The organism is Rhodoferax sp. RT4P68, assembly GCF_056521305.1.
Genome location: NZ_JBWMBB010000004.1, coordinates 281,933 through 293,011, shown reverse-complemented (window position 1 = coordinate 293,011; position 11,079 = coordinate 281,933). Strand labels below are relative to the sequence as shown.

Sequence of the window (11,079 nt, the reverse complement as noted above, 5' to 3'; positions counted from 1 at the left end):
CGGTGTTGTGACCATGCACATGACGCGACGTTTGCGCGCTGTGGCCTGCTGGCTTGCAGTGGGGCTTTGCCTGGTGGCCTGCGGCCCCAAGCCGCCGATCCGGATCGGCCTTCTCATCGGGCTCGCCGACCGCACCGGGGCTTTCAGCGAGGACGGTCGCAACAGCGTCATCCTCGCCATCGAGCAGTGGAACCAGGCCGGTGGCGTCAACGGACGCCAGTTCGAGCTGGTGCTGCAGGACTATGACAGCAGCGTGAGCAAGGCGCCTGCGGCCCTGCAGTCGCTGCTCGATGCGCGGGTGGACGCAGTGGTCGGCCCCTACTCGAGCGAAGTGGCCATCGCGATCCAGCCCCTGGTAGAGCAAGCCCGGGTTCTGGTGTTGAGTCCTGTCGTCGCGGCCGCGTCGATGTCGGGCAAGGACGACCATCTGATCCGCCTGAACCGCACCACGCGCGACAACGCGCGTGATCTGGCAGCCAGGCTGTACGAGCGCGGTCAACGGCGCCTTGCACTGGCAACAGACCTGCGAAACCCCGCGTTCTTCGCGTCCTGGCGCGACGACTTTCGTCTGGCCTTCACTGCATTGGGCGGCGCTGTCGTGGGGGAAGCCGAGTTCGGATTGGATGCGGACTTCTCGTTCGAAGAGTTGGTGCGCACGGCGTTGGCCGGCCAGCCGGACGGCCTGGTCGCGTTTGCCGCCAGCGTGGACGCGGCGCTGATTGCACAACAGGTCGCCAAGCAGGCGCGCGGCTTGCCGCTCGCGGGCATCCTCGCCAGCCAGGCCCTGATCGAGCTGGGCGGCCAGGCGGTCGAGGGCATGGTCATTGCGCAGGGCTACAACCGCACGGACACGTCGGCGCGCTACCAGGCGTTCCACCAGGCCTACGTGGCGCGCTTTGACCGGGTGCCGAGCTATCGGGCCGTCCTGTCCTACGACGCGGTGACGGTGTTGGCGCAGGCGATCGCGTGTTCCAACGCCGGTGAGCCGCTGCGTGCTGCCGTGCTGCGCTGCCAGCCTTACCAGGGCCTGCAGGAGCAGGTGCGCTTCGACCGCTTCGGGGATGCTGTGCGCGCCGCGCAGTTCAGCATCGTGCGCCATGGCCAGTTCGAGCCGCTGTGATGGTGCAGCCGCAGCGCTGGGGTGTATGGACGCTGCGCAGCCACTTGTCTGCGCTGCTGATGACGACCTTGCTGCTGACGCTGCTGGTGGTGGGCAGCGTCGGGTTGGCCTACGGCATTGCGCGCATCGAGCGTGACAGCCGGCTTGCATTGCAGCAGGAAGTGCGCGGGATGGGCGCGCGTACCGAGCTGCTGCTGCTCGCGCGGCGTGGGCGGCTCGAGACGCTGTCTGCGCTGCTGCGCGATCTGCCGGCACTCGAGGCGAACGCCTTGCTCGACAAAGGCGTGAACGACACGACATTGCAACTGGTCTACCTGGTGTCGCCGCAGGGGCGGGTGACGGCTGCCGGGCTGCAGAGCGGTCTGCGGGCGCGGCGCGACGACCTGCTGGGCAGCGATCTGTCGGCGAACAGCCTCTTTCGCTCGGTGACGCAAAGCTCTGCCGTGCACTGGAACAGCAAGTACCGGTCGCTGCTGACGGGCAACCAGACCACAGGCTTGGCGCTGCCCGCCGTGGATGGACAGGTGCTGATGGCAGAGGTGCCGACCAGTGCGCTGCTTCGCACGGTCGAGGTCGCCGCCGGCGGCCACTCTTCGTCCATCTGGGTGGTCGACCGCAGCGGTGAAATCATCGCCGACGCCGGCGAGGGCGACGACGACGTGGGCAAGATCAACCTGCGCAACTGGCCCATCCTGCAGGCCCGTGCGCAGGGCGGGGAGGTACAGCAGACCCTGCACTTTCGGGGGCAGGCGTTCCACATGGCCGTGTCACATTCCGAGGCGCTGGACTGGCATTTCGTCGCGCGCGCACCGGCAGGCATGGCCAACCCGGCGGTGCGCAGCCTGGTCGGGTACGTCGTGGTGTCGTTCGCGGCCTGTGTGGTGGTCGGCCTGTTGTTGGCCCCGTTCTGGGCCAGCCGCATGGTGCGGCCCCTGCAGCGCATCGTGGCACGCGCCGAGCAGACCACCACGGGGCAGGCGGCGGACTTGTCCTGGCCGCGCGGTGCCGTGGCCGAGTTCAACAGCTTGTCCGACGATCTTCAGAGGATCGCGGTGACGCTGCAGGAGCGTGAGCAGAAGTCCCAGGCCATCTTCAATGCTTCGCCCGTGCCGATGACCGTGCGCGATCGCGACAACGACGACCGGTTCGTCGACGTCAACCTGGTCTGGTGTCGCGAACTGGGCCGAGAACGCGAGCAGGTCATCGGACGCACCTCACAGGAGATCGGGTTCTGTAAAGAGCCCGCCATGTATGCGCGCCTGCAGGGGCTCTTGAGAGATAACGAGCCACTCGAAGACCTGTGGGTCCTACGTGGCGATGGCTCCGAGATGCTGGTGCAGATTTATGGCAAGAAGGTGGATCTGCCGAGCGCGCATCTGGTCCTCGGTGTCTGCGTGGACGTGGGTCCGATGCGCCGCCTCGAAGGCGAACTGCGCGATCTGAACCAGCAGCTGGAAGCGCGCGTGGCGCAACGCACCGAGGCCTTGACGCTTTCCCACGACGAACTGTCGCTGAGGGTCCAGCAGCTGCGCACGGCGCAGAGCGACCTGGTGCGCGCGGAGAAGATGGCGGCATTGGGCCACCTGGTGGCAGGCGTCGCGCACGAGTTGAACTCGCCGCTGGGCAATGGCGTGATGGCCCTCAGCGCGATGGCCGCGGCCACGCGCCGCTTCCAGCAGGCATCGGCCGGCGGGCTCAAGCGTGCCGATCTGCTGCAACTGATCGACAGTGTGGAGCAGGGCGCAGACATCGCGGGGCGCAACCTGCGCCGTGCGGGCGACCTGGTGCAGAGCTTCAAGGAGGTGGCGGTGGACCAGGCCAGTTCGCAGCGGCGCAGCTTCGAGCTCCACGAGGTGGTGCACGAGATCGTGACGAGCTTGCATCCGACCTTCAGCCGCACGCCCTATCGCATCGAGGTCGACGTGCCCCTTGTCGGGCTGACGCTGGACAGCTACCCCGGCCCGTTGGGCCAGGTGATCGCCAACCTGGTGCAGAACGCCGTGCTGCACGGCTTCGATGGGCGCGACCACGGCACGGTGCGTGTAAGGGGCGAGCAGGCGGACGACGGGCGCATCGTGCTGCGCGTGGCCGACGACGGCCAGGGCATCCCAGCCGCGCTGATAGAGCGTGTGTTCGAGCCCTTCATGACGACCAAGATGGGCCGTGGCGGCTCAGGCCTGGGCCTGCACGTCAGCCACAACGCGGTGACCCATGTGCTGGGGGGCACGTTGACGGTGCACAGCACAGAGGGCGAAGGCGCCGTGTTTGAATTGCGCCTGCCCGTTCTGGCGCCTGATGTGGAGGCTGCGCAAGGCGCGCATGATGTCGTCGCGGCTTGATGTGCGATTCTGCGTCGGCCCCAACTTCGTTGCACAAGCGCGGGCGCCATCAGAGAGCGGCGCGGGAGCGGGCGTCGCGTGCACACGTCACCGCCTGTCAGAACTGCCAGTTGCACCGCCCGGTGCCGCGCTGGTGCAATCGAAAATCAGCAGTCTCGCTGTCAGCCACGCGCACACGGCCCCTTTGGGCAGGATATGAACGACCAAGAACTGCTTGAATTTATCGACGACGACATGCCCGCCACCTCGGTGGCGCTGCAGCCCTGGCGCATCCTGGTGGTGGACGACGATCCGGACGTCCACGAGACCACGGCATACGGCTTGCGGGGCATCGAGATCGAAGGCCGTCCGCTGCAGTTGCTGCATGCCAACTCCGGCGCCGAGGCGCTGGCCGTGCTCGTGCGCGAGGTGGACATCGCCGTCATCTTGCTCGACGTGGTCATGGAGACCGAGCATGCGGGCCTGCACACCGTCGACCGCATCCGCAACGAGTTGGGCATGGCGCACGTGCGCATCGTGCTGCGCACCGGCCAGCCCGGCCATGCGCCGGAGATCGAGACCATCCGCCGTTACGACATCAATGACTACAAGACCAAGAGCGAGCTGACGCGCGCCAAGCTCTACACCGCGTTGACGGCGGCCGTGCGCGCCTATGACCAGCTGCGCCGGCTCGACGCCAGCCGCCAAGGGCTGGAGAAAATCATCCAGGCCAGCAACTACTTTCTGGCCGAGCAGGGATTGCGCACCTTCGCAGAAGGCGTGATCACGCAGATCGCCAGCCTGGTGGGCGTGGAGCCGGAGGGCCTGGTCTGCGCCGCACGCCGGCGTGGCACCGTCGGCGGGCCGCCCGGCTACCAGGTCATCGCGGCGGCCGGCGCTTTCGCCGGCACCATCGACCAGACCGTCGACGAACTGGGCGACACGCAGGTGGCTGCCAGTCTGAAGCAGGCGCTGCGCGAGCGCCGCAGCCTGGTGGAACCCGGCCACCTCACGCTGTATTTCCCGGGGCGCGATGGCCAGGACTTCGCCGCCTTCGTCAACGCCGGCAAGACCTTGCGCCATGTCGATGCGCGGCTGCTGGAGGTCTTTTGCACCAACATCGCGTTGAGTGCCGCCAACATCGACCTCATGACGCGGCTGCGCGAGTACGCGTTTGTCGACCGGCTGCTGGGCCTGCCGAACCGCGCCGCGCTGATCCAGCACATGGATGGCGCCATCGAGGCTGCCGCCGCGCAGCACAAGGTGCTGGCGCTGCTGGACGTCGACCAGTTCGCAGAGACCAACGACATGTTCGGCCACGTCTACGGCGACCTGCTGCTGGGCGCCATCGCCCGGCGGCTGGGCGACGGTCTGCCGGCGCAGTGCCTGCTGGCCCGGGTGGCCGGCGACACCTTCGGCATCTGGGGCGACAGCGAGACGGTCGAGCCGCACCGCCTGGCGGCGCTGCTGGAAATGCCGTTCGAGGTCGAGGGTGTCAAGCGGCCGGTTTCGCTGTCCATCGGCCTGGTGCGCTGGGACGCCAGCACCGACAAGGGCCAGGAGCTCTACAAGAACGCCAGCATCGCGTTGAAGCAGGCCAAGGCGGGTGGCCAGGGCGGCGCGCAGTACTACACGGCCGAGGTCGGTGTCGCCACGCGCGAGCGCACGCGGCTGTTGCATGGCCTGCAACAGGCCTTCAACCGCGAGAACCTGTTCGTCGTCTACCAGCCGCAGCTGTCGCTGGCCACCGGCCGTGCGGTCGGGGCCGAGGCGCTGCTGCGCTGGCGCGCCGAGGACGGGCGCTTCGTCTCGCCGGCACAGTTCATTCCGGTGGCCGAGCAATCGGGCTTGATCGTGCCGATCGGCAACTGGGTGCTGCGCACCGCGCTGCGGGCGCTGGCGGGGTTGCGCACGCCGGGCAGCCAGCTGCGCATGGCGGTCAACGTCTCACCGGTGCAGTTCGCGCAGCCGCAGTTCCTGACGCAGCTGGACGAGGCGCTGACCGCCGCCGACCTGCCGCCGCAGTGCCTGGAGCTGGAGATCACCGAGTCCGTCGCCGTGATGGGCCTGGAGCGCGTGGCCGCACTGCTGCGCCAGATCAAGGCGCGCGGCATCGCGGTGGCGATCGATGACTTCGGCACCGGGTTCTCGTCGCTGTCCTACCTGGACCGGCTGCCGGCAGACCGGTTGAAGATTGACCGCGCCTTCGTCTCCGCGCTGGACTCAGGCCGGGCCGGCGCGCGCATTGCCGAGATGATCGTGCCGCTGGGCCGGCGCCTGGGCATGCAGGTGCTGGCCGAGGGTGTGGAGACGCAGACCCAGGCCGACCTCCTGCGCCAGATGGGCTGCGACGAGGTGCAGGGCTACCTGTACGGCAGGCCGATGCCGCTCGATGACTTTGCTGCCTGGCTGGCGGTGAACCAGCAGGTGTGATGCCGCACCCCCGGCCGAGCCTGCCGCAGGCGGCGCTCGCCGGCCCGCCGGGGTGGCAGCGCCTGCGGCGCCGGGCTGTGGTGCGCCGAGCGTATTGCGCGCTGTGGCCATGAGCCCGCTGCCGCCCGAGGCAGCAGGCGCTCCCGCCGACACGCGCCACGCAGCGCCCGGCCGCCTGCGGGTGTGGAGCCTGCGCGGCCACCTCTCGGCCCTGCTGCTGGTCACCATGTCGTTGACCTTCGGCCTGGTGGGGCTGGCCATCGTCGTCTGGCGTGTGCCGGAGATCGAGCGTGCGCAACAGCTGGCGCTGCGCGACGAACTGCGCGACGTCGCCGTGCGGCTGGAGTTGCTGCTGGGCGCCCGTCGCGCGCGGCTGGAGATGCTGGCCGCGCTGATGCACGGGCGCTCGCCGGCCGATGCGCGCGCCGTGCTGGAGGGCGCGGCCGATGGCGCGCGTCTGTTCCAGGCCACCTATGTGATGTCTCCACACGGCCGCGTGCTGGCCGCAGCGCTGGCCCCGGAGCTGCGTGAACGCGGCGCCGAGCTGCTGGGCAGCGACCTGTCGTCCAACGCCCTCTTTCGCGACGTGCAGGCCGGCGGTGGCGTGGTCTGGAGCGGCAGGTACCGCTCGACGCTGACCGGCACAGGCGCCGTCGGCCTGGCGTTGCGCGCGCTCGATGGGCAGGTGCTGATGGGAGAGGTCCCGCTGTCCGGGCTGATCAGCGCCTTGCACACGGCTGCAGGCCAGCGCGGCGCATCGATCTGGCTGGTCGACCGCAGCGGCGAGGTGATCGCCGCCACGCACCAGGGCCGGCACGTCGAGCAGCTCAACATCTTCGACTGGCCGCTGATGCAGGCGGCGCGCAGCGGGCGCGCGCCGCCCGACGATTTCCTGTTCGAGGGGCAGCGGTTCACGGCCGCCGTGGCGCATTCCGCGGCACTGGACTGGCACCTGGTGGGCAGCGTGCCGGCGGGCTGGGCCGACCCGGCCGTGCGCCGCGCCGTGGCCTACGTGGTCGGTGCCTTCCTGGCCTGCCTGCTGGTCGGCCTGGTGGTGGCGCCGTTCTGGGCCAGCCGGATGACGCGCCCGCTGCAAGGCATCGTGGCGCGTGCCGCGCTGACCAAGAGCGGGCAAAGTGCGGGGCAGTCGTGGCCGCGCGGCTCGGTGGTCGAATTCAACCGGCTGTCCGCCGACCTGCAGGCCATGGCCGAGGCGCTGCAGGAGCGCGAACAGAAATCGCTGGCGATCTTCAACGCCTCGCCGATGCCGATGACGGTGGCCGACCCGCAGAACGAAGGTCGGCTGCTGGAGGTGAACGACGCCTGGTGCCGCGAGTTCGGCCGTCGGCGTGAAGATGTGCTGGGCCGCACTGCGGTGGAGGTCGGGCTGCTGACATCGCAACAGCGCCAGGCGCTGCTGCAGCTCATGCGCGATGGCGCGCTGGTCGGCGAGGCCACACTGCGGCGCGGCGACGGCGAGCCGGTGCAGGCGCAGGTGTTCGCACGGACGGCCGAGCTGGCTTCGGGTCGGCTGCTGCTGTGGGCGACGGTGGACATCGGCCCTTTGCGCCGTGTCGAGCGCGCGCTGCGCGATCTGAACCAGCAGCTGGAGGCCCGCGTTGCGCGGCGCACCGCCGCGCTGCAGGCCTCCAACCAGGAGCTCTCGCACACGCTGGAGCAGCTGCGCCTGGCCCAGGGCGAGCTGGTGCGCGCCGAGAAGATGGCCGCGCTGGGCCAACTGGTGGCGGGCGTGGCGCACGAGCTGAACACCCCGCTGGGCAACGGCGTGATGGCCGTCAGCGCGATGCGCGACGCCACGCGGCAATTTCGCGCGCACAAGGCAGGCGGCGTGCGCAAGGCCGATCTGCAGGCCCTGGTCGAGAGCCTGACGCAGGGCTTCGACATCGCCGAGCGCAACCTGCGCCGCGCAGCCGATCTGGTGCACAGCTTCAAGCAGGTGGCGGTGGACCAGACCAGCTCTCAGCGGCGCCGCTTCGAGCTGGCCGAGGTGGTGCACGAGATCGTCGTCAGCCTGCGCCCGAGCTTTGCGCGCGCGCCCTGGCGCATCGAGGTCGACGTGCCGGCCACGGGGCTGATGCTGGACAGCTACCCCGGCCCGCTGGGCCAGGTCATCGCCAACCTGGTGCAGAACGCCGTGCTGCACGGCTTCGACGGGCGCGACCACGGCACCGTGCGCATCACCGGCGAACGGGCGGCCGACGGGCGCATCGTGCTGCGCGTGGCCGACGACGGCCAGGGCATCCCGGCTGCACTGATCGGGCGCGTCTTCGAGCCCTTCATGACCACCAGGATGGGCCGCGGTGGCACGGGTCTGGGCCTGCACATCAGCTACAACGCGGTGACCAGCCTGCTCGGGGGCACGCTCACGGTCCACAGCGTGCAGGGCGACGGCGCAACGTTCGAGCTGCGGCTTGCCGCGCAGGCGCCGGCCCCGGTCGGCGCGCTCCTGGAGCAGGGCGGCGACGCTGCCCTGGGCGCCGGCATGAGCGCCGCCCGGCCGCCCGAAGGCGCTCGCACGGCAGCCGAAGGCGAAGGTACCCAATGAGCGCCGCCCGGCCGCCCGAAGGCGCTCGCACCGCAGCCGAAGGCGAAGGTACCCAATGAGCGCCGCCCGGCCGCCCGAAGGCGCTCGCACCGCGAGCGAAGCCCAAGCCACGCCAGTGCACCTCGCACGGCCGCCCGGCGCAGTGCGCTGCGCAGGGGCGGCCTCGCACGCGCGGTGGCCGGTTCGAGCGGCTGCCGTGATGCGCGCGCCACCGGCCTGGCGCCTGCGCAGCCACTTGACCGCGTTGTTGATGGCGACCATCGGGCTCACCCTGCTGGGCGTCGGCGCGGCCGTGATGCTCTGGCGCATTCCCGTCGTGGAAGGCAAGACCCGCCGGGCGCTGGAGATCGAGGTGCGCGAGGTCAGCGAGCGCCTGGAGCTGATGCTCGGCGCCGCCCAGATGCGGCTGCAGGCGCTGCAGCCGCTGCTGGACGCCGTGCCCGCCGCGCAGGCCGACGCGGTCCTCGACGGCAGCCTGCAAGCCAGGCCATGGTTCTCTGCCGTCTACCGGTTGTCGCCGCACGGGCGCATCAGCGCGCTCGGGCTGGCACCGGCGTGGCGATCCCAGCGCGAAGAACTGCGCGGCACGGACCTGACGGGCACCGCGCTGTACCGGCTCGTGCCGCAAGCGCTGGGCGTGGCCTGGCGTGGCCGGGTGCCGTCGGTGCTGACCGGTACGCTGACCGCGGGCGTCGGTGTGCGTGACGGCCAGGGCCGCGTGATGCTGGCCGAAATGCCGGTCAGCGCGCTGACCGAGATGGTGCAGGTGGCCGCCGGCAGCGGGCCCTCGTTGCTGTGGGTGGTGGAGCACAGCGGCGAGATCCTCGCCGATACCGAACAGGGCCGCAGCAGCGCCCGCAGCAACCTGCGCGACTGGCCCGCGCTGCAGCCCTGGCTGGATCGCGCGCGGGGGCCCACGGTGCTGGATGTCCAGGGCCGTCGCTACCACGTGGCCGTGGCATACGCACCGACGCTGGCGTGGGTGGTCATCGGGCGGGCGCCGACGGGCCTGGCCAACGCCCAGGTTCGCGTGCTGCTGACGTATGCGAGCGCGGCGTTCCTGGGCTGCCTGCTGATGGGCGTGGTCATCGCGCCGATCTGGGCCCAGCGCATGACGCTGCCGCTGCGGCGCATCGTCGAGCGCGCCGCGCAGACCCGCTTGGGACAAGGCGGCACACAGCCCTGGCCGCGCGGGCCGGTGCTCGAGCTCAACCGGTTGGCGGACCACCTGGAGGATCTGGCGCAGACCCTGCAGCAGCGCGAGCAGAAGTCCCACGCGTTGTTCAACGCCTTGCCGGTGGCGATGTCGGTTGCGGACGAGAACGACGGCCTGCGCCTGGTCGACGTCAATCAGGCCTGGGAGCGCGACTTCGGCTGGCGGCGCGAGGACGTGATCGGCCGTACTGCGGTCGCCGTCGGCCTGTGGACCGAAGAGGCACGCGCTGCTTTCTTGCACCAGCAGATCGGCGAACACGTGGCGGGCGAGGCGACCTTCACGCGCGCCGATGGGCGGCCGCTGCACGCCCGGGTCGTGGCACAGCGCGTCACCCTGGGCCGCGAACGGTGGTTGATCTGGGGGGTGGTGGACATCGGCCCCGAGCGGCGCATGGAGCAGGCCCTGCGCGAGCTGAACGAGGACCTGGAGGCGCGCGTGCAAGGGCGAACCCAGGCGTTGGCCAGCTCGCACGACGAACTCTCGGCCACGCTGGCGAAGCTGCGCGTCACCCAGGCCGGTCTGGTGCACGTCGAGAAGATGGCCGCGCTCGGCCAGTTGGTGGCGGGCGTGGCCCACGAGGTCAACACGCCGCTGGGCAACGGCGCGCTGGCCATCAGCGCGATGGCCGGCGAGCTCGCGCAGTTCCGCGAGGCCCTGCAGGCCGGCCTCAAGCGCGCCGATCTCACCGCCTTCATCGACAGCATGGAGCAGGGCATGGACCTGGCCGAACGCAACCTGGGCCGCGCTGCCGATCTGGTGCACAGCTTCAAGCAGGTCGCCGTGGACCAGACCAGCGCGCAGCGGCGCCGCTTCGAGCTGGCCGAGGTGGTGCACGAAATCGTCGTCAGTCTGCGGCCGGGCTTCAGCCGCACGCCTTATCGCTTCGAGGTCGACGTGCCGGCCACCGGGCTGCAGTTGGACAGCTACCCCGGCGCGCTGGGCCAGGCGCTGGCCAACCTGCTGCACAACGCGGTGGTGCACGGCTTCGAAGGGCGTGACCACGGCACCGTGCACATCACCGGCCGCCGGGCGGCCGACGGGCGCATCGCGCTGCGTGTGGCCGACGACGGCCAGGGAATTGCGGCAGCGCTGATCGAGCGCATCTTCGAGCCCTTCGTCACCACCCGGATGGGCCGCGGCGGCACCGGGCTGGGTCTGCACATCAGCTTCAATGCGGTGACCCGGCTGCTGGGTGGCACGCTCACGGTGCAGAGCGTGCAGGGCGAGGGCGCCACCTTCGAGCTGCTGATGCCCGACTGTGCGCCGCGCGCGCCGGATGGCGACGCATCGGGGGGCGCGGATTGACCTGCGACATGGTGTCCGCAAGTGTGTGGAAGATCCTGTCAGATCTTCCAGTTGCGAGCCGGCATCAGCGCTGGTGCAATGCAGGCGCCGTCACCTGTGGCTCCCCCGCCCGTTGCTGGTA

The 11,079-nt window shown here is 70.3% G+C and carries 5 protein-coding genes; all 5 read left to right on the top strand.

Features of this window, described 5'->3' with window-relative positions:
* The first annotated feature begins 19 nt into the window (after positions 1-19).
* A complete protein-coding gene (locus AC099J_RS10730; protein ID WP_479615230.1) occupies positions 20-1,120 on the top strand; it encodes an ABC transporter substrate-binding protein in 1,101 nt (366 codons plus the stop codon).
* The gene (locus AC099J_RS10725) at positions 1,120-3,459 is read left to right on the top strand and encodes an ATP-binding protein (protein ID WP_479615229.1); all 2,340 of its coding nucleotides are present in this window, start codon (positions 1,120-1,122) and stop codon (positions 3,457-3,459) included. Before AC099J_RS10730 ends, AC099J_RS10725 begins: the two co-directional genes overlap by 1 nt.
* Before the next feature lie 195 nt (positions 3,460-3,654).
* Entirely contained in the window at positions 3,655-5,871 is a 2,217-nt protein-coding gene (locus tag AC099J_RS10720) for a GGDEF/EAL domain-containing response regulator (RefSeq protein WP_479615228.1), read from the top strand.
* 109 nt (positions 5,872-5,980) lie between these two features.
* A complete protein-coding gene (locus tag AC099J_RS10715) occupies positions 5,981-8,437 on the top strand; it encodes a sensor histidine kinase (RefSeq protein WP_479615227.1) in 2,457 nt (818 codons plus the stop codon).
* A 199-nt stretch (positions 8,438-8,636) separates the two neighbouring features.
* The gene (locus AC099J_RS10710; protein WP_479615226.1) at positions 8,637-10,958 is read left to right on the top strand and encodes a sensor histidine kinase; all 2,322 of its coding nucleotides are present in this window, start codon (positions 8,637-8,639) and stop codon (positions 10,956-10,958) included.
* Positions 10,959-11,079: the final 121 nt, after the last annotated feature.